The sequence below is a fragment of the Rhodoglobus aureus genome, from assembly GCF_039527955.1.
GTDB lineage: Bacteria > Actinomycetota > Actinomycetes > Actinomycetales > Microbacteriaceae > Rhodoglobus > Rhodoglobus aureus.
Map to the genome: position 1 here is coordinate 1 of NZ_BAAAKW010000061.1, position 22757 is coordinate 22757.

Below are 22757 nucleotides of genomic sequence, written 5' to 3' on the forward strand. Positions count from 1 at the left end.
ACGACACCAACACAACAGCCGAAGAAGGACTCTGGGCCCGATCAGGATGGGCCGGCAGAGCATGACACGCCCGAAGCCATCCACACGTTTTGGCCGATAAGCCTCAACCGCGACTACCAACCCGCCGGCACAAAAAAATAGTCCGAACCCACAAACCGTGGGTTCGAACTATTCCGATGTCTTGCGACATCACATCGTTGCGGGGACAGGATTTGAACCTGCGACCTCTGGGTTATGAGCCCAGCGAGCTACCGAACTGCTCCACCCCGCGGCGTGTAATCAAGACTAACACAGGGTGAGAGCCGCGAAAACCGGACTCAGCGGGCTCGCAGTGTGTGCTGCGGCCCGCTGAGTTGAAACGATTATTCGGTTGCGGCGATTGCCCGCAGAATTGCTGCGACCATGCGTTCATCCGCTTCAGCAGCGGCGACGAGATCGTCTGCAACGTACGCGGCCTGACGGTCAGCCAATGCCGTCTTGTAGTCCGCAAGTGCGCTGTTGAGGGCTGCGTTGTCACTAGGCGTTCCAGGGTCAACCGCAGCCTCGGGATCAACGGGAGCTTCGGGATCCGTCTCCGGAACATCCCCGTCACCAGCCTCAGCACCCGAGTCGCCCTCGAACAGCACATCGAGCGCCCCGTTGAGGGTGTCCTCGAAGGCAATATCCTCACCGAATGCTACAAGCACCTTGCGCAAGAGCGGGTACTGCGTTCCACTGGTCGACTGAACATAGACCGGCTGCACGTACAGCAAGCCTCCACCGACGGGCAGCGTGAGGAGGTTACCGAGCTTGACCTCAGTATCGCCTCGCTGCAACAGCGCCAACTGATTGGCTACGTTGGTGTCGGTATTGAAGCTGTTCTGCACCTGACCCGGTCCAGGAACAGTCTCCCCCGTGGGCAAGTTCAGCAATGTGAGCTTGCCGTAGTCGGGGCCATAATCTGAGTTTGCCGTCAAGTAACCGGTCAGAACACTTCGGCTGGAGTCATCAGTTCCCTGCGGGATGAACCCCGAGTACAGCGTGAACGCGGGATCCTCGGTTCCCGGAACCTGCATCGTCAAGTAATACGGCGGCTGAGTTGACCCAGTAGTCGAAACCGGATCTTCGGGGCTCACCCACTGGTCATCACTCGAATAGAACGAGTTAGCGTCGGTTACATGGTACGAACCCAAAATTTGGCGCTGCATCTTGAAAAGATCGGCGGGGTAACGAACGTGATCGAGCAGTTCGACACTCATCTCGTCCTGCGGCAGCAACGTATTCGGGAAGATCTTGTTCCACGTTTCGAGAACCGGATCCTTGTCATCCCACGCATACAGCTTCACCGAACCGTCATACGCATCAACGGTCGCTTTGACCGAGTTGCGGATGTAGTTGATGTCGTCGAGCGCAAACTGCGGCGCAGGCGTGTAGGTGTCAGCAATCGCGCTCGATAGCTGCTCGACCTGCGAGTACGGATAGTTCGCACCTGTGGTGTACCCGTCAACGATCCACACAGTGCGACCATCCACAATTGCCGGATAAACATCGCTGTCGAGAGTGAGGTACGGCGCAACCTTCTTTACACGATCAAGCGGCTCGCGGTCGTAGAGAATCTGCGACTCGCTCGTAACCTCTGACGAGAGGAAGATCTGCTCCGCCTGGAACTTGATTGCGTAGACCAGCTTCTTGAAGATGTTATCGAGCAAGGGTCCACCGTCCCCGGAGAACGTTGTGGTTGCATTCTGCTCGGTCTCTTCACCGCCCGCACCGGAGGGGTAATCGAATTCGATGTCCTTAGCCCCTTCAGAGCCGCCCACGATCGAGTACTCCGATGACTTCTCACCAAAGTAAATTCGAGGCTCGAACTCACCCAGCTCGCCTGTGCCCGGAATGCCCGACTGCAGGAACACGGGCTCGCCATCGACTGAACGCTGGTTACCAAAGGCCGCCACAACGCCATAACCGTGGGTGTAGACAACAGTGTTGTTGTACCACGACTGGGACTCACCGAGACCTGATTGGTTAAGTTCACGAACCGCGATCACAGTGTCCTGAATCTGGCCGTCAATTTCATAGCGGTCAACATCCAAGTGACTGTCGAACTGGTAGTACTGCCTGAACTGTTGGAGCTGTGCAAACGCCTGTGGGGCAATGGCGGGGTCGAGGATACGAATGTTAGCTGTAGTGGCCGCATCTTCGCGCAGCGCACCTGCCTCGGCATCCGTCTTCGCGCTGTAAGGAATCTCTTGAACGTCGGATACACCATAGGCATCTCGCGTCGCCTCAATGCTGCGGTCAATATACTCAGCCTCGTAGACGCGGGCATTGGGTTCAACCTGGAAGCGCTGAACGACCCACGGGTACAAGTTGCCGACGACGAGACCGCTGATAAGCAGGAGAGCGGTTCCGATCATGGGCAGACGCCAGCGGCCGATGATGGCCGTGACGATGAAGAGAATGGCAACGATTGCCGCAATGCCGGCCAGAATCGCGCGGCCAGGAATGGTGGCATTCGCTTCGGTGTAGCTTGCACCGGTCTGCAAGAATCCCTGGCTGGCCGAATACAGCGTTGTGTACTGGTCGAGCCAGATACTGACAGCCTGAAGAGCAAAAAAGAGGCCCGCCGTGATGGCGAGCTGGATGCGGGCGGAACGCGAAATGCGCACCTCACGACCGTGAACGCTGAGGGCACCGTAGAGGTAGCTCGTGGCAAGCGCACCAACGAAGGAGACCAGCAGTACGGCCGAGGCAAAGCCAACAATGCCGTGGTACATGGGCAATTCGTAGAAATAGAACCCGATGTCGAACCCAAACTGCGGGTCGACTTCACCGAATGAACTGCGGTTGAGCCACTGGAGTGCAACCGGCCAGCTACCCGCTGCGGAGACACCGCCGAAGATTCCCAGCAGTACGGGGATACCGACCATGGCGAACTTGCGCAGAGGCTCAACGACTTGCTGGTAGCCCTCTAGCTGCGCATTGAGTTTGGCGTAAATAGGGCGTGCGCGAAATGCGATCAGCAGGCTGATGCCCACCGGAACTGCCATCGCGACAAATCCGATGAGGAACATGACTGCATTAGCAATCCATTGGGTGGTAAGCACCCCTAGATAGCCAGCCTGGTCAAACCAGAGCACATCCGCGTAGAGGTTGGAGAACAAGAAGAACGCAGCGACAATGACGGCGAGAATTATCGCCGTGATCGTCAACGCAGTCCTCGTCTTGCTTGGTGGGGCTGATTGGGTTTGGCTCGACACAGTACTTCGCTCCTGAAATTGGGGGCCTAGCGGTATCTTAAGGGTCTTTCATGGGCGCGGGGCGGATGATCGCTCTCAGCGTCAATTGGGGCAACACTCAACCAGTGGCGCTCAACTTGCGTCACATGACGGAAGACCCGTGCCACTCAGTCCAGCACGAATGCTGGCAAGCGCAACTAGGGCATCGTTGAGGTCGTCAATTGCATAGACGGTGAGGCCGTCGGGAATGTTTCCCGTTACCTCATCGCAGTTCTCGATGGGAGCAAAGAAGTAGCTGGCTCCTGCATTGCGGGCTCCATACAATTTCTGCTGGATGCCTCCAATCGGTCCGACGTCTCCGCTTGCGGTGATCGTTCCGGTTCCGGCGATCTCTTCTCCGCCGTTGATCGCACCTGGCGTGAGTTTGTCGATGATCCCGAGGGCAAACATCATGCCTGCACTCGGACCGCCGACGTTCTCCAACTGAATCTTGACGTCAACGGGGAAGTTATACCCGCTTCCGACGAGGACACCGATCACAGCGATCGCGTCGTCGCCCTCCGTCATCTCAGGGATCACCTCAACGGTCTGCTCTTCGCCTTCACGTTCGAAAACGATTGTGGCTGGCATAGTCGTTCCGTTGGCCGCAATCTCATCGCGAAGACCTGTCACGTCAGCGAAAGTCTCGTCATTGACCGAGCGGATGATGTCGCCTGCCTGCAGCACGCCATCCGATGGCCCATCGGCGCTTGTCTCGGCGACCGTGAGCGTTGCATCGAACTCGTAGCCCAGATCAGACAGTGCAGCAGCGATTGCTTCCTGCTGTGAAGTCTCCATCTGGATGCGGCCGGCATCGCTTGACTCTTCAACAGTTACGCCGACGGGATAGACGGCTTCGACCGGAACAATTGCACGGCTGCGATCGAAGAAGGCAGCGCCGACCTCGAACCAGCTGAGCGGCGACTCAGGGTTTCCCCGCACATTCACGGTCAGCATGTCGAGCGCACCCTTAGTGGGATACGTCGTCTCCACCGGAATTTGGATGAGCGGCACAAGAGCGCCGTCGATCTCGACGTCACCCAAGGTGTCGTATACCGGACCGGGTTGCTCGATGATGTACGGCGAAGGAACGAGTGTTGCCAACAGTGTGCCTACGAGCGCGACACTGAGAATCAGCCACCCCAGCCAGCCGCTTTGGGCTCGACGCGATGAAGGTTCGGGACGATTATCAGTAAACAGGGCCACCAAAATCCTTACAGGGTGGAAGGGTGTTCGCCACAGGCGCACGGTAAGAATTACTAGCCTAGGTCAAAACTCAGCCGCGCACGGCATCGAGCGAGTAGCGTTAATCCATGGCTGACGACGCTGACAACAATTCCGAAGACGAGTTCCGCGACATGATGCGCGAGTTCCTCTCCGGCGATGGAGAGATCGATCCAGCGAAACTTGCTGCCGCCGCAGGGTTGCCCAACGACCCCGCGATGATCCAACAACTGCTCAGTCAGCTCCAGAATGCCCTCGGCAAGAGCGGTGAGGGCATCAACTGGGATATCGCACTCGAGCAGGCAAAGAACCTTGCGTCTCAGAGTTCTGTCGTCTCGCTGCCGGCAGAACGTTCCAAGCTAGAGCAAGCCCTCCACGTGGCATCCTTGTGGCTCAATGAGGTCACCGATGTCTCTGAACTCACCGTTGAACCTAAGCTGCTCAGCCGCAGCGAATGGGTCACCATCACGATGCCCATCTGGACTCAGCTCGCCGAGCCCGTCGCGAATTCAATCGCCAACTCTCTCACCGATGTTCTCAAGCAGAACGCGCCAGAAGAGATGAACGAAATGCTCACCGGCGCAAGCAAAGTGATGCGCGATATCGGCGGCACGCTCTTTGCGATGCAACTCGGCCAGGTAGTTGGTCAGCTCTCCAGCGAGGTCGTTTCCGGCGGGGACATCGGCATCCCGCTGCTCGACGAACAGCAGGCAGCGCTTATCCCTCAGAGCGTCTTCGCCTTTGGCAACGGGCTCGACATTCCCGACGAAGAAGTGCACCTCTATTTGGCGGTGCGCGAGCTCGCCCACGCCAGACTCTTCCGGCACGCACGGTGGCTGCGTCTTCAGTTGCTCACGTCGATCACCGCCTACGCCCACGACATCCACATTGACTCGGACGCGATTGCCGAACTCGCGAGCGGCTTCGACCCCAATAACCCTGAAGAGTTGCGCGACGCCATGACCAACGGTTCGCTGATTCCACCCAAGAGCGAAGAGCAGCGAGAGGCGCTCGAACGCCTCGAGACCGTGCTCGCACTTGTCGAAGGCTGGGTGGATGTGGTGACGGCCGCCGCGACCACGCGACTTCCAGCACGCGGTGCCATCGCCGAAACCGTGCGTCGCCGCCGCGCATCCGGTGGCCCTGCAGAATCTGCATTCGCCACACTTGTTGGTCTTGAACTTCGACCGCGTCGACTGCGTGAAGCGGCCGCGATGTGGCAACACGTCAGCGATGAACTGGGCGCAGAACAGCGCGATGCGCTCTGGTCACACCCCGACCTGATGCCAACGGCTGCTGACATCGATGACCCCGCCGCACTCGTGGCTCGCCTCCGTGACGGTGGCAGTACACCCGATGACATCGACCAGGCCATCGACGCCCTCCTCAACGACGAATCTGGCGACCGCCCACACGAGGGCGACAACTCTTAGCTTCCCACGCCCACGTCGACGACAGCACGATCGTCGTCAGCGCTGCGGCTGTAAGGACGGCGGCCCTAAGGACTGTCGCCTTGAGCGCTGTGGAAGCTTCGCTCTGATCTCTCGGACACTGTGCAGAATTGGCACATGATCCTGCGTGTAGACCCCCGACTACCACTGGTGTGGCGCTCCCCCGCTAGCGCTCAATTCGGCATCGACCCACCTGCTGTTGTGCTGCCCGACGTCACCGCGGCCCAGGAGAAAATTCTCTCCGCACTCGTTGCTGGCATCAGCCGCAGCGGGCTGGCAATGCTCGCCAGATCGCACCCCGAAGAATGCGATGACTTGCTTGATGCCCTCTCCCGTGTGCTCATTACCACACCGCCGCAATCACCAAGTGCCCACGTTGCGGTGCTCGGTGCTGGCTCCTTGACCGAGTCAATTGCTCGAGTTCTCGCCGCCAGCGGGGTGAGCGTCAGCGTTGCTGAGCATGCGGATGAGTTGGCCAACCCCGACCCTGATCTGGCGATCGTGGTCGGCCACTATGTGATCGCGCCGTCGGTGCACTCACACTGGCTGCGTCGTGATGTTCCGCATCTCCCCGTGGTGGTTTCGGATTCCGCCGCCGAGATCGGCCCAGTCGTCACCCCGGGAATCACCGGGTGCCTGCTCTGTGTTGAGCTGCACCGACGCGATGCCGATCCGGCGTGGCCTGCGATCGCGACTCAACTCATGGGCCGCACCTCGCACGCCGAAACCCCGGTGCTGATTGCGGAGGCTGCGGCAGAGGCGAGCCGCATGGCGCTGCACCGCCTCGGGCGCGTCGGCTACACCGTCTTCGATCAGACCCCAGCCGACGCAACCTCATCGGTGCGCATCGACCATGCCACGGGGCGCCGCGATGAAAGCCTGCGGTTTCGGCATCCGGAGTGCGGGTGCCAGCAGATGGGCAACGTCGCTACTGTTGCGTCCGGTCGCGCACATCGTCCAAAAAGCGACTGGGGGCACGACGCCCACCCCGACCTGTTTGTGCACTAGCCGACCAGGACATCCCGAGCGAGCGGCGAGCACGCGTGATGCCGACGTAGAGCAAGCGTCGTTCTTCGTCGATCGCTTCTGGCGTGCGTGCGTAGCTGATGGGCAGCAACCCTTCGTTGAGGCCAACAATGTACACGCAGTCCCATTCCAAGCCCTTCGCCGAGTGCATGGTTGCGAGATTCACTGCCGAACGCAAAGGTTCGTTGTTGCTGCTCTGACGGTCAACCAGATCGGCGACAAAATCCCGCAGGGTCATCTCTTCGGGCGCGTCTTCGGCAAGCCGCATGATCACGTTGAGCGATTCCCAACGATCACGCACAGCGCCAGCACTCTGCGGCGGCTCTTGCGACCATCCAATTGATCTGAGTACGTCGCTGACCGATTTGAAGAGTGGTTCAGTGGCTGTCGTAATGGATGCCCCGCGCAGCAGCATGATCGCCTCTTTGACCTCGCGCTGATCAAAGAACCGAGTCGCGCCGCGCACCAAGAAGGGAACGCCTGCGGCAGCCAGCGCAGCCTCGATGGGCTGTGATTGCGCATTAATGCGGTACAGCACGGAGATCTCTTCAGGGGATGTTCCTGCGGCAATCTGCCCAGCAATCGCCTCAGCAACTGCCGCAGCTTCGGCCTGATCGTTGTCATACCCGGTGACCGCCGGCGGTGCGGAGTGTTCTGTGGTGGCCGATTGCAGGGTCAAGGCTCCTGGTTGGTTTGCCATCAGCTTGTTTGCGGTGTGCACAATCTCGGGCGTCGACCGGTAGTTTCGCTCGAGCCTCAGAACGATCGCGTTCTGGTGGTGCGAAGCAAACCGCAACAAGAAGTCGGGGCTGGCTCCGGCAAATGAGTAGATGGTCTGGCTGACGTCTCCGACAACGCAGAGGTCGTCTCGGTCTCCCACCCACAGTCGCAGCAGTTCATGTTGCAGGGGCGAAACGTCCTGATACTCATCGACAACAAAGAAGCGATACTGCTCGCGCACCTGCTGCGCAATGCGCGGCTCCGCTTCGATCATCCCGGCGGCAGCCAGCAACACATCCTCGAAGTCGATCTGGCGGCGGGCATCCTTGGTCGACTCGTAGGCGGTCTGAATATCAACCATGCGCTCGACGGTGAGCGCCGCAGGCAGAGTGCGTTGGGCTTCGCCGTACTGTGCGATCGACAGGCGGGAAGTTTTGCGCCACTCGATCTCTGCGGCAACGTCACGCAGGGTGGCGGTATCCAGCTTGAGTTTCAGCGAGTCTGCGGCGTGGGCAATCATGCGCGCTTTGCCTTCGAGCAGTCTCGGCATTGTTCCGCCGATGGTTTGCGGCCAAAATGCGTTCAGTTGCGAGAGTGCGGATGCGTGGAAGGTGCGAGCAGCAACACCTTCCGCTCCGAGGGTGCGCAGTCGGCCGCGCAGCTCGCCCGCAGCGCGGTTGGTGAAGGTGAGCGCCATGACTCGGCTCGGCGGGTAGACACCGGTAGCTACGCCGTAGGCGATGCGGTGCGTGATCGCTCGGGTCTTTCCTGTTCCTGCTCCGGCAAGCAGGCAGACCGGCCCGAGGAGTGCTTCGGCTGCTTGACGTTGGCCCTCATCGAGCGCGTCGAGCAGGACGTCTGCATCTAGGGTCACGGTTGTTCGTCAATCGGTTGCCCGTACCAGTGCTCAATGATGGCGCGCGCAATAGAGGAGTGCCCTGGCAGACGGATGTCGTTCAGCGAGGCAGCAAGTTCGTCGCGGCTGAACCAGCGCAGGTCAAGAATTTCGGTGCCGTCTGGGGTGCCTGACCCGGTAAATCCGGGGGCTACGGATGCGGTGAACCCGAGCATGAGCGACGCGGGGAAGGGCCACGGCTGGCTGCCCAAATAAACGGGATCGACAACAGGAACACCCGACTCTTCAAGGATTTCGCGCTGAACGGCAGACTCGAGCGACTCGCCTGGTTCAACAAATCCGGCCAGCAGCGAGTAACGATTCGATTCCCAGAGCGCGTTTGATCCCAGCAGCAGTCGGTCATCGTTGTCGGTAATCCCCACGATGATCGCGGGGTCAGTGCGAGGAAAAACTTCAAGCGTCGAGGCAACGTCGCGGCGAACCCATCCGGCCTTCTCGACGACGGTGGGCTCTCCGGTGCGTGGAGAGAACAGGTGCGAAGAATGCCAGTTCAAAATCGCAAGGGCTTCAGTAAAGAGCCCGGCATCCCGATCGCTTAACTGCGTAGCGATGGAGCGCAGGTTTCCCCAGTTTGCTTCCGCGAAATGACCGGCGTCTTGCAGCTCAACGGTGAGGATGGGGGTACCGACAGGCTCAGGGCTCGTGGTCGACATTGACCTCCCGAGATAGACACTCGTGTGGCCGCGTTCGATAGCATCAGGTCGCAGCAGAGCTAACGAGCCATCGGCAGCGAGCAGCGCGGAGCCGTTAAAAATCGGCAGCACTCTTGTGGTGGTGTCGCGCCACAAGCGGTCAAGAAGACGAGGATCTTCCCTAGCAAGGTGGTCACGATCAATTTCGTATCGCGACAGTGGCAGTCGCGAAAGAAAAGCCTGTGACATGTATCGACCCCGTCCCAAGTGCGTGGCGTGCGGCAAATGCGCGTCTGAGCAACCTACCCTGAGTGTTATGGCCAGATCACATCTCACTCTAGCCGCGCTGGCGACCTCTGCTGTCGAGGGACTCGATGTTGCCGCAGCCGCACCGTTCGGCACCGGCAACGGCAACGACTTCGACTCCGCGCTCGTTACCGGGCGCGACGGTAAGCACTGGATAATTCGAGTGCCCCGCAACACTTCAGCAGAGAATCTGCAATCCGCCGACCTCGTCGCACTGCGCGCGCTCAGCGCCGGCGTGCGCACCCGTCTGCCCTTCGCCGTCACCAGCTATGCCGGTCAAGTTCCGGTCGGCCAAACTCGCGGAATCGTCTACGAATTTGTGTACGGCAGCAAAGTGCCGATGCGTTCGTACACCACCGGCGACGGATCACTCTCCGCGTCGGTGGGTACCGCCATTGCCGCGATTCACAGCCTGCCAACAAGCTTCGTTGCGGATGCCGGACTCCCCGTGCAGACAGCCGGCGAGAGCCTGCGAGCCTGCGTCTCCATCATCGACCGGGCCGCGGCCACCAAGCTTGTTCCTGCAGCGCTGCTCGAACGTTGGCGCGAAGCCGCCGAAGACTCCAAGCTCTGGCAATTTCAGCCGACCGTCGTTAACGGCTCGCTCGTCTCTGACTCATTCTTGAGCGCCGAAAACGCCGTCACTGGCGTGCTGGGCTGGCAGGACATCAAAGTCGGCGACCCGGCAACAGACCTGCAGTGGCTGCTCGGCCCCCGCAATGAAGCCATCATCGACTCGGCTTTTGGTGCCTACGCGGATGCTCGCGGTGCTGGCGATCGCCAGCTTAAGCAGCGTGCAACCTTCTATGCGGAACTCTCGGTAGCCAAATGGTTGCTCCACGGAACCGAAGTGCGCAGTACCGAAATTGTCGACGACGCCGTTGAAATGCTGACGACGCTGCTCGACGACATCCGCGACGACGTGATGAACCCGATCAGCGCAAACACGATGCCAACAATGGCCGTCGACGAGGTTGAAGCAATGCTGCGAAAGAACTACCGCGCGGTCTAACGCTCGTCTTGCTCCGATCGACGCTTGCGGGCCGAGCGAGATAGAGACGACCGCAACCGACGCAACGTGTTGCGGGACGTGGGTGCCTGAATCGCTTCCGCATCGACGATGGTGATCGGCTCGGTGATTGCCCGCGACTGATGTTGCGGCACAATTGCGACCCAGCGGCCCTTGCGACGCGGAGCTACCTTGACGGTGAGTCGACCAGATCGCGCCAACACAATTGCGAGCGCGATCGCGACGGCGGCCGGAACTCCGCCAGCGATAACGAACGCTATCTTGGCGCCCCACAGTTCGGCGATGGAGCCCATGAGCGGCCCGCCGATCGCTTGCCCGCCAAGAATCACCATCACCCAAAACGCCATTACTCGACCGCGAATGACCAGGTTCGATGATAGTTGCACCATCGTTTCTGCTGCGGTCATCAACAGGAGACGGCTGAGCCCGATACCGATCAGTACGCCGAGGAACAGCCCGTAGATCGGCACGATACCGGCGAGCATCATCATGACGCCGTAGAGGACCGCGCCAAAGATGATCGTGCGCAAGCGGAGGCTCGCTCTGCGCGCTGAGGCTAGGGCACCGAGCAGTGCGCCGATCGCCGCGAGAGAGTTGTAGAGGCCATAGCCACTAGCGCCGGTGTCGTACACGGTGTTGGCCATCGCGGCGAGCAATGTTGGCATCGGCATGCCAAACACGGCAACAACGAAGACCATCACCATGGTCCAGAACAGCGTGGGCTTTTTGCGGATGTAACGCATCGCTTCGCGAATCTGCCCCTTGGATTCGGGAGCACGCGGGGCGATGAGGAGTTCGTTCTTGCGCATCGAGGCGAGGATGATGACGCCGATTACGACGGCAACCGCGTTGATGCCGATGGCCCATCCGGAACCTGCAGCAACGATTAGTGCGCCGCTGATCGCAGGGCCCAAGAATGCGCCAGAGTGGAAGATCGAGGCGTTGAGGCTGATCGCATTGCGCAAGTGGCGTGGCCCAACAAGCTCATTGACGAAGACAGCACGCGCCGGGTTGTCGAAGACTTGGATGATGCCCATGAGCAAGACCAACAGGTAGACGAGCCAGAGCTGCGCAACCCCCATGATCGTCACGATGGCAAGCGCAAGACTAAGCGAACCGATAATCGACTGGGCGACCATGAGTGTCGCACGCTTGTCGAAACGATCGGCGATAACTCCCGCATACGCACCAAGAACGATCGTCGGAGTGAACTGGATGGCGATCGTCAACCCAACGAGCGCAACGTTGCCGGTGAGCTCAAGAACGAGCCAGTCAACGGCGATGCGCTGCACCCAGGCAGCCGTGTAGGCGATGAACTGCGCGATCACATACAGACGGTAATTGTGCAGGCGAAGTGAGCTAAAAGTGTCGCGCCAGAGTGGGCGCTGCATGACAGCCGAGATCGGCACCGTTGCCGGAGAAGTCTCAGATGTCATAGCCACACCCTCAACCGTATTGTCTCGGTGCTCATTCCAGTGCATAATCAGGCCTATAAATTCAATTACGTTTCGTAATGGGGTGTTGTGTTCGATCCTGTACTGCTCAAGTCATTCGTGGCCTTAGCTGACACGCTCAGCTTCACTGAGGCCGCACGCACGCTGACCTTGAGCCAACCGACGATTAGCCAACACGTGCGAAAACTTGAGGCGGCTGCCGGGCGCACACTCGTGGTGCGAGACACCCGCGCGGTGTATCTCACAGACAATGGTGAAGCCATGCTGGGCTTCGCCCGCGCGATCTTGGCTGAAGAAGATCAGGCGGTGAAGTACTTCACCGGTTCGGCAATGCGGGGGCGCCTTCGCTTTGGTTCCGCCGACGACCTTGCACTGAATGAATTGCCCGGAATTTTGCGCAACTTTCGCCAGCTTTACCCCCAGATCAATCTCGAGCTGACCGTCAGTCAGAGTGGCGCGCTCGTCCGTCGGTTGCAGGCCGGACAACTCGATCTGATCTTCGTCAAGCAAGGCACCGGAATTGAGGGTGGGCGGCTCGTACGCCGTGACCGGATGGTGTGGATGGGCCACAAGAGCACAACCCTCGAGTCGGGTGCACCGGTTCCGTTGATCGTCTACCAGGCGCCGAGTCTGGGGCGCGCGTACGCGATGCGCGCCTTGGAAGCGAGCGGTCGCACTTGGCGGATAACGTGCAACGTCAAGGAAGTGAACGGTGCTCTAGCGGCCGTGCGCGCGGGAATTGGCATAGCGGTGTTCCCTCAGTCGCTCATCCCTACTGATCTCGCGCAGCTCCCGGCCACGTTCGAACTGCCCGAGCTTGGCGATGTCGACTTCGTATTGCTCGACAACCCGCTGGCAGCCCGGGAACCCATCGATGCGCTCAGCACTGCAATCTTGAGTCGCCCGGCACTGCTCTAACTAGCCGCCGAAGCTCGGGGCTGCACCAACCGATCGCGCCCACGCTTCGCGCAATTCGCTCTCGCTGTAGATGTGCTCCGGACGAACCACTGTGTCGTCGGAGACGAAATAGAACGCCGCATCGATGTTCTCGGGCGCGATGCCCTTCCACTGCGCATACGCCAGACGGTAGAGCGCGAGCTGTAATTGTTTGGCTTCGAGGTCAACAGCATCGCGCGGGGCGCGGCCCGTCTTCCAGTCGACAATCTCGTAACGGTCTCCGTCGGCGTACACGGCATCGATCTTGCAGATCACAACGCGGTCATCAAACGGAACGTGGATCTCGATTTCGACGTCGACCGGCTTGCGCGTTGCCCACGCTGAGCGTTCGAAAGTGGCCTGCAACTCTGCAAGCTTTTCGGCATCCGCATCACCGTCCGCGTCGGCACCGTCGATTTCGAGCGGCAAAGCATCAAGCGTTTCTGCGGATGCCGAAGCGCCAAAGCGTGCCTCAACCCATTCGTGAAACTGGGTTCCCAGTCGCGTGGCGCGGTAGGGCTTCTCGGGCATGGGACGTCGCAGCGAGAGCGCAACAGCTTCGGGGTCGGCAATGTAATCCTTGAAGCGGGATGCGGGAATGCGTTGCGGCAGCGGCGTGCGTTGCGCCTCGCTTGCGGCCCGATTGCGTTCAGCCACCAGCAGGTCGATCTCGTGCGACCACAGGCCATCGCCTCCGGGATCGGCCGCTCGCACCAGCTGAGCTGCGGTTTCAACGTTCGTGCGGCGATTGCCGAGGGGGTCGAATGGCCAGAGCGGATCAACCACGTCATTCAGCGTCGGGTTTTCGTCGTTCAGCGGATCGGTCGGCAGCTCGGCGATGAGTCCGCGCTCTTCGAGCTCCTGTAGGAAAATGCTGGGCGCTTGAGGTTTGCTGCGACTCGACCAGAACGACCCGCTGAGCAACAGATTATCGCGCGCGCGAGTGATCGCAACATAGCCGAGTCGACGTTCTTCGGCCTGATGACGGTCGGCGAGAGCGGCCTTGAATTCTTTGAGCGAAGCATCAAAGTCTGACTGGTAGTTCGCGTTCTCCCAGCCCAGTTCGGGAAGCTCAGCGGCATCACCGCGGAAAGCGAAGGGGAGTTTGCCGAAGCCAACCCAGCCTTTGCCTTCCCGCGATGTCGCCGGTATTTCTCCGGCAACCAGTCGCGGAAGGGCAACCAGATCCCACTCCAAGCCCTTTGACGCGTGGATGGTGAGCAGTTGCACAGTGCCCGCTTCGGCGTCGTCGCTACGCGGGCCCATCATGTCTTGCTGGGCCGCCCGTCTCAGCCACGACAGGAAGCTGCCAAGATTGGCCTGATCGTCACTGGCAAGAAAACCGGCAAGCTCATCGTGGAACGCGTAGAGGTTCGCCATTCCTTGCGCTTGCGGGCGGCTGGCGACAACCTCAACATCGAGAAGAAGTTCTTGCTCAAGAAGTCGCACAAGGTCGCCTAGCTCGAGCCCTGCACGCGACCGAAAGAAAGCCAGCTGTTTGGCTGCGGCCTTAAGCCGCGAAACGCCTTCTTCGCTGAACCCGTGAAGTTGCGAGTGGGTGGCTGGCGCTTCGCCAACGAAGTCGAGGGCATCCACAATGGAGGCCGAATCATCGACCGCAACGGACTCCCGCATTCGTTGCTTTACTTCGGCGCTCAGCTCTTGTTGCGTGACAGAACGGCTGAGCAGCCACCGCGACAGCCCGGCAAGTTCTTGCAAATCGCGCGGCCCGATCGACCAGCGTGCGCCCGACAGTAAGCGAATGAGTTCTGATCCGGCGGTGGGATCGTGGATGACGGTGAGGGCGCTCACGAGGTCGACGATTTCTGGTGTGGAGAGCAGTCCACCGATTCCGAGCACATGGTACGGGACCTCTTCGGTGCCGAGCGCTGCGGCAAAACGATCCATGTCGCTACGGCGCCGGAACAGGATTGCTGCGGTTGGCGGCGAGGGCGCGATGGCCTCAGGGTCGGGGTCGTAGTGGTTCCAGACTTGCGGAGCGAGTGCCCGCGCAAACCATTTGGCTACTCCCCTGGCTTCTTCGTCGATGTGCTCGAAGTAGTAGGCATCGATGGTGCCCTCGGGGGCTGACGGCCGAGCATCCAATGATTCGACGCGTACGGGTGAACGAGCACTGAGCGGTTCGACGATGACGTTTGCTGCGTCGAGGACGCTCGTGGCATTACGCCAACTCGTGGAGAGCGCGAAGTACTGCGCATCGGCGTTGTCGGTGAAGTCGCGGCTGAAGCGGGCGAGGTTTGCGGCGCTTGCTCCACGCCATCCATAAATTGATTGGTGCGGGTCGCCAACCGCCATCACCGAATGGTTGCTGAAGAGCCGCGCGAGCAGCCGCGTTTGCACGACGCTGGTGTCTTGGTATTCGTCGAGCAGCACCACGCGGTAGCGGTCTTGGTAGTGCTCAACCACATCGGCGGAGCGTTCGCTGACTTCTAGGGCAAGAGCAACTTGGTCGCTGAACTCGAGCAGGCCTTGCTGTCGTTTCTGCTGCGCGTATTGTGCCGCAAGGGCGAGCAGCGGTGCAAGCGATCCCACCTCATTCACTGCTTCGACGACAGAAACGTATGGCGTCTTTTTGCGCGCCGTGTCTGCGTACGGCAGCTCAGAAAGTTCGGTGAAGCGCTGCGCGTAGGCCGCAACGTCGTCGGCATTCGCCACGTTGTCGCTGAGGGCATGGCTGAGACTGAGCACTGCCTCGGTGAGCGCGTTGATCGACTTCTCGAGCCCGATCAGGCGTTCATCGCTGCTGGCCACAACGAGCTTGCGTGCCAGCTGCCACGAGGACGGGTCATTGAGCAGTGTCGACTCCGGCTCCCGGCCGATCAGGAGTGCGTTCTCGGTGAACAGCGCGCTGGCGAAGGAGTTGTAAGTCGAAATTGTGGGCTGATCGAACTCGATCGAGGCGGTTTCTGGGGTGGCCGCGAATCGTTCGGGATGCCGATCTTGCACGTCGCGCAGGATCGCAATGCGCGCACTCACGCGCTTGCTGAGCGAACCGGCTGCCTTGCGGGTGAAGGTGAGGCCCAAAATTTGATCGGGAGTGGCGAGGTTATTAGCGACGAGCCACACCACTCGGCTGGCCATTGTGTCGGTTTTTCCACTGCCGGCACCGGCAACAACAAGCGCGGGAGTCAGCGGTGCCTCAATCACGACCTGCTGCTGCTTGGTTGGCGAGTGAATGCCCATGAGCTCGGCGAGGTCGACGGAGGAGATCATCGTGCACTCACCGCCGGCACAACGTGAATGCGGCAGTTGCCGAAACTCCACGGGTCGGTGCAGTGGCTGCTCATGCGGGCTACGAACACGTTGGACGCCATGCCTGTGGCATCGTCGATCACTCGCTGGCGGAATAGTTCAAGCTGCTCATCGGTCATCGGTGCCTGTTTCGGGTCAACATAGTCGCGGGTTTTGGCACTCGGTGACAGCACCACAAGTTTGGCGCCACCGTTGACGAGCCCCTCAGGTACCCCATCGATCGCGCCAGATGCGAATGCCAACTGGTAGGCCGCGAGCTGTGGATGATCGGCCACCGCACTATCGGTGGATGGCTCATTCTTGCCGGTCTTGAGGTCAACAATCACGGCCGTGGTTCCGCCATACATTTCGACGCGGTCAATCTTTCCGCTGAGGCGCGCCTGCTGGAGAGGCAGTACAAAGCCCATCTCGTTGCTGATGAGCTCTCCCCCGTTGGACTCAAAGTCGCGCAGGTAGGTCGCCAAATGTTGGGTCAGTTTACGTGCCCGCAGTTTCTCGGCTTCTGATTGCCAGCTCGCTTCGAAACTCATCTCGCCCCAACGATCCTCGACCGCCCGGAAGAGTGCTTCTGCGCTGAAATCGGTTGCTGTTTCAGCGACTCCGTGGATGAGCGAACCCAAGTTTGATGCGACGTTTGAGGTTGAGCCACCCAGCTGGTCGATCGCCCAGTGCAGCGGGCAGGTCTCGAACGATTCCATGCGCGACGGCGACACCCTCACTTCTGCTTCGGGATCGCTCAGATCGACGAGCGGCGCGGTCGTGCTCGGGCCGCGAAGCCCGTACCAAGCGCTGGGGTCGGCACCGGGCACGCCCTCCTGCGCAAGCCGCGCAAGAGAGGCTGCGGCTGGGCCCGGATTGGAAGACGTCGTGAGTTCGCGTCGCAGCACCCCGACGAGCCCGCGCAGACTGAGCGGGGGGCGAGCACGCATCGGCTCATCCGGTTTCGGAATCAGGGTCATGAACGGCGACGGCATGCTGTCATCGCCCTCAACCGCGGTGACGATCACTTCACGTGTTGCGCGCGAAACGGCTTGGGCAAACATCCGAAGTTCATCGTGCAAAACTTCACGTCGGCGGTCGGCAACCGCGAGTTTCTCTCCCGCCAGCACGCGCGGCAGGTCGTGCGCGCCCAGCAGCGAGCCCCGCACCCGCAGGTTGGGCCACACGTTCTCTTGCATTCCGGCAATGACGACCACATCAAACTCTTGGCCGATGACAGATGCTGGCGTTCCGACCGTCACCGAGTCAACGATCGAGCGCGCGGCGAGTGTGTCTTCTGAGACATCGGCCGAGAGCCAGTCATTGAGAAAAACGTTGGCTGGGGCATCCGGTCGACGCTCCACGAAACGCTTAGCGGCAGAAAATAGGGCAACGACAGCGTCAAGGTGACGGTTGGCTTCTTCTGCAACGACACCAGAGCCGAGGGCTTGAGCGAACCATCGATCGGCGAGCCCACTGCGCTGCCACGCGCCCCACAACAACTCTTCGATGGTGTCGCCCGCGGCACCCGCCGCGGCGGTCTCTCGCAGGTTGGTCGCCAACGCAGCAGCCTGCCGCGCCACCCTGGTTTCGATAGTCGTGAACCCTGCCGGTGCGGCGAGCGCTTGCGCGATCAACTCATCAGCTGGGTCATAGATTTCGGCGCCGAGAGCTTCGTGCCGCAACGCAGCCTTCAGCCGGCGCAACGAGACCGCATCGAAACCGCCGACAGAACTGCACAGCAGTTCTACCGCTGATGCGGCATCCAAGGCTCGACGCCCCAAAGCGATCTCGAGCAACACGATCAGACCATTCACGCTGAACTCGTCGCGCACCGCACTGCGAGCACTCGACACACTCGTGACGACTTCAAGCGTGCGCAATTGGCGTGCGAGCGACGGAATCAATGACCCGGTGCGCACAATCACGGCCATGCGCGACCACGGCACCGACTCAAGCACGTGCTTCTCACGCAAGTTGCGAGCAATAAAAGCCACTTCTTCTGCCGGCGTTGCCAACTGATAGCTATGGATGCGCGACGGTGCCGTCGCGACCGCCGCCGACTTGCGCTGCTCTAGGAGCCCCGAAACCCCGATGCGCTGGGTCAGCTCAGTGATGGTCGCGCGCAGTACCGCGCTGTGCCGGTGCACCGAAGACAGGAAGCGTGTTTGGCAGTTGTCGAGTTCTAGCCGCGTGGACCATGCTGCAAGCACAGCAGGCTGCGCGCCACGGAATGACCCCGTACTGAGATCGGGATCACCGAAACCGACGATCGTGATGCCACGACTGGCTAGCGCGCGCAGCAGAGAAATGGTGGCCTCAGTGAGCTCGTGGGCGTCATCCACAATCACCAATCGCAGCCGATCGACCGCGGCGTAATGCCCCTCGGTGATGAGTGCCGCAGCCTCCGCAAGCAACTCGCTGGCATCGAAGTGCCGGTCGCGATAGCTGGCCTTCACGGCGTCGTACACAGAGATGAAGGCGGATGCCGCCACCCACTCCGGCCGGTCGGTGCGTTCGCCCAGCCGCGCAAGGTCTTGGGGCGTGACCCCAAACTCGACACAGCGCATCATCAGATCTCGCAACTCGGTACGGAACCCACGCAGCCGCCGAACCTCCTGATCGAGGTGGGCCGGCCAGGGTGCGCCACTGTTATCGGCAATCTCCCCGGCCAACAGCTCCGCGATGATTTGGTCTTGCTCGGCACCAGTGAGCAGTGTTGGCGCACCATCACCTGACACAGCAGCGGCCTCGCGAATCACCTCAAAGGCAAGAGAGTTGGCAGTGCGCGCCATCGGCCCCAAGGTTGGAGCATCAATGCGTGCCGCAAGTCGATCCCGCAGTGCGGTGGCGCTCTGGCGGGTGGCCGACAGAACGACGATTTGTTCAGGAGACCAGCCACGAGCGTGCACGCGCTCGGCAACTACTTCAACGAGTGTTTCGGTCTTGCCTGAGCCTGGCGCCCCGACCACAATCGCGCTAACGCCATCGTTGAGCGCGACAACAGCGCGCTGTGAAGCGTCGAGCGTGTGCGGTTCGGCAGCCGCGATATCCGCGCGCCCAGGGGGCAATGTGACCATGAATCAACGTTATCTGGATGCGCTGACAGAGAACGGACATTCGCCGACTCTGGTTGTGTCGTAATCTGAGCGTGTGGACATAAGCATCGGTATCAACAACAGCCCCCGTGAGATCAACTTTGAGTCGGCACAGTCGTCGAGCGAGGTTGAGTCGATCATTGCCGAGGCATTGGACTCGGATGCCAAATACGTGAGCCTGCGCGACGCAAAGGGCAAGCTTTACATCGTTCCGACCGTGGCTGTCGCCTACGTCGAACTCGGTGAAGAAGAATCCCGCCGCGTTGGATTCGTGGCCTAGCGTGGAACTGCTCTTCGTCACGGTCATCGGTGCGTCGATCGCCGCAATCTTGCGTTACGCGCTGCCGTCGCGCGGCATGTATGGCAGCGCGCTACTGCCAGCCGTCGGTGCTGCTGTAACCGCAACAGTGTGGGTCGCGCTCGTCTGGGTCGGCTTCGCATTCGACGGAACCTGGATCTGGTTCATCAGCCTGCTTGCTGGCGGCGGTGCAGCTCTCACTACCGCGCTAGTGCTCCCGCGTCACCGCGAAGCTGCGGATGCTCGCGCATTCAAGGAGCTCGCACACCACTAGCTCGCCCGCGCACGAAGCTAGGCCGTAAGGCCGAGCGCATCCATGCGACGGGTGTGCGCAGCGATGAGTTCCGTGAATACCGGTTCGACCTGCGCCTCGGTTGATCGAGTGTGATCGGGGAAGACGAGAGCTGAGCGAGCCACGAGCATCATGTCCCCCATGAGACGACGGCCCCACATAGCGAGCCGTGAATCGAGTCTCGGGTTGGCGTCGATCGCTGCCTGCAAGTATTCGGCAAGCACACTCTCACCAGATTCCCCGGACAGGATTGTTGCCAAGCGCGTGTGCGATTCGGTGGGAAGTCCTTTGGCGAGCCTCACATAGAAGTCGTCGAAAAATCCTGCGCTGAGGTAGGCAGTAATCATTGCCTCGTACCAGTCGGAGCCGCGAGCAATACGCTCGAACTCATCGAATGCTTCAGTAAAGGGGTCCATTACTTCCGCTGGCGAACCGCCTGCCTGAGTAATTTCTGCGACGAGAGCACGATGCTTGCCCAGCGACAACTCAGCAGCTTTACCAATCGCAGTTTTTGCTGCGGTCGTTGGGGCGTTGGCGATGACCCGAGACAGGTTCTCAAAAATCATGAGCTGCACGTAGGCGGCACGCCCCAGAAAATCAAGGATGTCGGGCGCGAACTCCGCGAGGGCTACTTTTTCAGTCGCCAAAATATCAGATCGTGACCGAAGGCGAGGCAATTCGATGCGACCTGGCTTGTGCGAAAACCACTTAACCACGCAGCCAGCTTAGGGCGTGTTAGTGGCGTTCGTGCCCTCAACAACTCGCCTCGCCGCCTCAATTCACTGCTTCACCCCAGCGCAACCCGCTAAACTTCGGGCATCCCCCCGAATCTGGAGGGGGTCCGGCGCCCCAGGTCAAAGAGGGCGCATCGCACCTAGACGGGCTTCATACGTGACTTTCTCAGAACTCAATATCGATCAGGACATGGTCGATGCACTTGCAACCAAGGGCATCCTCGAACCGTTCCCGATTCAAACTCAAACCATTCCCATGGGTCTTGCTGGTCAAGACATCATCGGCCAAGCAAAGACCGGTACCGGCAAGACGCTCGGCTTCGGCCTCCCCGTGTTGCAGTCGCTTGGCACCGACCCCGCGCCCGGAGTGAAGGCCCTTATTGTTGTGCCGACTCGCGAGTTGTGTGTTCAGGTAGCCGAAGACCTCGTGCTCGCAGCATCCAATCGCTCAACCAAGGTCGCAGCGATCTATGGTGGAAAAGCGTACGAAGGTCAGGTCGAACAGATCAAGGCCGGCGCCCAGGTCATCGTTGGTACGCCCGGTCGTTTGCTCGACCTTGCTAGCCAGCGCATGCTGTCGCTGAAAGACATCACGGTGATGGTCTTGGATGAGGCAGACAAGATGCTCGACCTCGGCTTCCTCTCCGACATCGAGAAGCTGTTCGCGCAGACTCCTCCCACACGCCACACCATGCTGTTCTCGGCAACGATGCCCGGCCCAATCGTGGCTCTGGCACGTCGCTTCATGAACAAGCCGATCCACATCCGCGCCACCGACCCCGACGAGGGTTTGACGCAAAAAAACATCAAGCACATCGTTTACCGTGCACACAACCTCGATAAAGATGAGGTCATTGCGCGCATCCTGCAGGCTGACGGTCGCGGCAAGACTGTTGTGTTCACGCGCACCAAACGTGCGGCAGCCAAGCTAGTTGAAGAGCTCAACGATCGCGGCTTCAACGCTGCGGCAGTGCACGGTGACCTCAACCAAGAACAGCGTGAGCGCGCCATGGCTGCGTTCAAGGCTGGCAAGAAGGACATTCTCATTGCGACGGATGTTGCGGCTCGCGGTATTGACGTCAATGACGTCACGCACGTGATCAATCACACCATCCCCGACGACCATGACACCTACCTGCACCGCGCCGGCCGTACCGGTCGCGCAGGCAAGACCGGTGTTGCTGTGACGTTTGTTGACTGGGCAGACATGCTCAAGTGGACGCACATCAACAAGGCCCTCGAGATGGGCATCCCCGAGCCGACCGAAACATACTCGTCGAGCCCGCACCTCTTCACTGACCTCGACATTCCAGAGGACACCAAGGGTCGCCTTCCTGGCTCGCACGCTCCTGCTGTTCGCACGGCGACGTCGGGCGGATCGGGTTCAAGCGCTGGCGGTCGTTCAGGCTCAGGCGGTCGTTCAGGCTCAGGCAACGGCCGAGGTCGCGACTCGCAGCGCTCCGGCGATGGCTCGTCACGACCACCGCGTAACCGTTCGCATGCAACCGGGTCCGATTCAGATTCCAGTAGCGATACTGGCTCCGTTACCAGCGCACGCTCATCCGGCGACAATGTTCGTCCTGAAGGTGGCGGAACCCACGATGGTGGAGCACCTGCGCGTCGCAAGCGCACTCGTCGCCGCCGCGGTGGCAACGAAGGCGCACCGGCTGCGCCCCCGAGCGCCTAACACCCGCGAGACAGCCGTTTCAAGAAAGCCCCACCTCGTGTGGGGCTTTCTTCGTTAGTGCGGCGGGAATGACACGGAGCCTCAGCCTCTCTCCGCATGGTGCGCGGGCGACTCTGGTTTTATCCGCAGAACAGGCGCACACTGGGAGAAACGTTCCTCAGCGCACGGTAGGCAAGGAGGAGAACAATGCCGGTGCAACAGAAGAACTATTCGCCAGACTTCATGCCTGTCCTCTCAGCGGGGTGTCACCGAGCCCCTCGCAAGGGCGGATGCTTCATGGAGTTCGCCTCCTACCTTGCTGGAGAGAAGTGGAGCGACCACCCCTCGTGTACGCACCCGGCGCTAGCTGTAGTTCCCCGGGACGTTGTGATCGTTTGAGTTAGCGAAGACCTCCGGCAGGATGTGGGTACCACCCTCACATCCTCGACCGAAGGTCTTCATGAC

Annotated in this window: 15 protein-coding genes and 1 tRNA gene; 7 read left to right on the forward strand and 9 right to left on the reverse strand. The window is 60.5% G+C overall.

The window, feature by feature from the left end:
* Positions 1 to 197: 197 nt before the first annotated feature.
* The 3 genes from ABD112_RS12390 to ABD112_RS12400 all read right to left on the reverse strand — a co-directional run bounded on the left by ABD112_RS12390 (position 198) and on the right by ABD112_RS12400 (position 4463).
* Positions 198 to 271, reverse strand: a tRNA-Met gene (locus ABD112_RS12390).
* 91 nt (positions 272 to 362) lie between these two features.
* Complete coding sequence (locus tag ABD112_RS12395; protein WP_343926296.1) at positions 363 to 3239, reverse strand: UPF0182 family membrane protein; 2877 nt, start codon at positions 3237 to 3239, stop codon at positions 363 to 365.
* A 111-nt stretch (positions 3240 to 3350) separates the two neighbouring features.
* Complete coding sequence (locus ABD112_RS12400) at positions 3351 to 4463, reverse strand: YlbL family protein (RefSeq protein ID WP_343926298.1); 1113 nt, start codon at positions 4461 to 4463, stop codon at positions 3351 to 3353.
* 107 nt (positions 4464 to 4570) lie between these two features.
* Between ABD112_RS12400 and ABD112_RS12405 the strand changes: the two genes are divergently transcribed.
* Together ABD112_RS12405 and ABD112_RS12410 are read left to right on the forward strand one after the other, a co-directional pair.
* Complete coding sequence (locus ABD112_RS12405; protein WP_343926300.1) at positions 4571 to 5914, forward strand: zinc-dependent metalloprotease; 1344 nt, start codon at positions 4571 to 4573, stop codon at positions 5912 to 5914.
* A gap of 135 nt (positions 5915 to 6049) precedes the next feature.
* A complete protein-coding gene (locus ABD112_RS12410) occupies positions 6050 to 6940 on the forward strand; it encodes a TOMM precursor leader peptide-binding protein (RefSeq protein WP_343926302.1) in 891 nt (296 codons plus the stop codon).
* On the opposite strand, the gene ABD112_RS12415 is transcribed toward ABD112_RS12410, so the two are convergent.
* Both ABD112_RS12415 and nudC read right to left on the reverse strand, forming a co-directional pair.
* Entirely contained in the window at positions 6861 to 8552 is a 1692-nt protein-coding gene (locus ABD112_RS12415; RefSeq protein ID WP_343926304.1) for an ATP-dependent helicase, read from the reverse strand. The genes ABD112_RS12410 and ABD112_RS12415 overlap by 80 nt on opposite strands.
* On the reverse strand, positions 8549 to 9475 hold the full coding sequence (gene nudC / locus ABD112_RS12420; protein ID WP_343926306.1) for an NAD(+) diphosphatase: 927 nt from the start codon (positions 9473 to 9475) through the stop codon (positions 8549 to 8551). Before nudC ends, ABD112_RS12415 begins: the two co-directional genes overlap by 4 nt.
* 67 nt (positions 9476 to 9542) lie before the next feature.
* Between nudC and ABD112_RS12425 the strand changes: the two genes are divergently transcribed.
* Complete coding sequence (locus tag ABD112_RS12425; protein WP_343926307.1) at positions 9543 to 10544, forward strand: phosphotransferase; 1002 nt, start codon at positions 9543 to 9545, stop codon at positions 10542 to 10544.
* Here the strand turns inward: ABD112_RS12425 and ABD112_RS12430 are convergent.
* Complete coding sequence (locus ABD112_RS12430) at positions 10541 to 11998, reverse strand: MFS transporter (RefSeq protein ID WP_343926308.1); 1458 nt, start codon at positions 11996 to 11998, stop codon at positions 10541 to 10543. The genes ABD112_RS12425 and ABD112_RS12430 overlap by 4 nt on opposite strands.
* Before the next feature lie 87 nt (positions 11999 to 12085).
* Here ABD112_RS12430 and ABD112_RS12435 point away from each other — a divergent pair, with 87 nt between their 5' ends.
* A complete protein-coding gene (locus tag ABD112_RS12435) occupies positions 12086 to 12934 on the forward strand; it encodes a LysR family transcriptional regulator (RefSeq protein WP_343926310.1) in 849 nt (282 codons plus the stop codon).
* Here the strand turns inward: ABD112_RS12435 and ABD112_RS12440 are convergent, their stop codons facing one another.
* Positions 12935 to 16186, reverse strand: coding sequence for an ATP-dependent helicase (locus ABD112_RS12440; RefSeq protein ID WP_343926311.1), 3252 nt, complete (start codon positions 16184 to 16186; stop codon positions 12935 to 12937). It abuts the gene before it with no gap.
* A complete protein-coding gene (locus ABD112_RS12445; RefSeq protein WP_343926313.1) occupies positions 16183 to 19284 on the reverse strand; it encodes an ATP-dependent helicase in 3102 nt (1033 codons plus the stop codon). Before ABD112_RS12445 ends, ABD112_RS12440 begins: the two co-directional genes overlap by 4 nt.
* A 73-nt stretch (positions 19285 to 19357) precedes the next feature.
* On the opposite strand from ABD112_RS12445, the gene ABD112_RS12450 reads away from it, so the two are divergent.
* Positions 19358 to 19582, forward strand: coding sequence for a DUF3107 domain-containing protein (locus tag ABD112_RS12450; RefSeq protein WP_343926314.1), 225 nt, complete (start codon positions 19358 to 19360; stop codon positions 19580 to 19582).
* Entirely contained in the window at positions 19545 to 19874 is a 330-nt protein-coding gene (locus ABD112_RS12455; protein WP_343926315.1) for a hypothetical protein, read from the forward strand. The genes ABD112_RS12450 and ABD112_RS12455 overlap by 38 nt, the downstream gene beginning before the upstream one ends.
* 17 nt (positions 19875 to 19891) lie before the next feature.
* Here the strand turns inward: ABD112_RS12455 and ABD112_RS12460 are convergent, their stop codons facing one another.
* Positions 19892 to 20608, reverse strand: a complete 717-nt coding sequence (locus ABD112_RS12460) for a ferritin-like fold-containing protein (protein ID WP_343926316.1) — start codon at positions 20606 to 20608, stop codon at positions 19892 to 19894.
* 175 nt (positions 20609 to 20783) lie between these two features.
* Between ABD112_RS12460 and ABD112_RS12465 the strand changes: the two genes are divergently transcribed.
* Positions 20784 to 22313, forward strand: coding sequence for a DEAD/DEAH box helicase (locus ABD112_RS12465; RefSeq protein ID WP_343926317.1), 1530 nt, complete (start codon positions 20784 to 20786; stop codon positions 22311 to 22313).
* The last annotated feature ends 444 nt before the right edge of the window (positions 22314 to 22757 follow it).

Coding starts and splice junctions, on each gene's coding strand:
- ABD112_RS12425 (WP_343926307.1), top strand. CDS start 9,543: ATGGCCAGATCACATCTCACTCTAGCCGCGCTGGCGACCTCTGCTGTC.
- ABD112_RS12440 (WP_343926311.1), bottom strand. CDS start 16,186: ATGATCTCCTCCGTCGACCTCGCCGAGCTCATGGGCATTCACTCGCCA.
- nudC (WP_343926306.1), bottom strand. CDS start 9,475: ATGTCACAGGCTTTTCTTTCGCGACTGCCACTGTCGCGATACGAAATT.
- ABD112_RS12445 (WP_343926313.1), bottom strand. CDS start 19,284: ATGGTCACATTGCCCCCTGGGCGCGCGGATATCGCGGCTGCCGAACCG.
- ABD112_RS12405 (WP_343926300.1), top strand. CDS start 4,571: ATGGCTGACGACGCTGACAACAATTCCGAAGACGAGTTCCGCGACATG.
- ABD112_RS12430 (WP_343926308.1), bottom strand. CDS start 11,998: ATGACATCTGAGACTTCTCCGGCAACGGTGCCGATCTCGGCTGTCATG.
- ABD112_RS12410 (WP_343926302.1), top strand. CDS start 6,050: ATGATCCTGCGTGTAGACCCCCGACTACCACTGGTGTGGCGCTCCCCC.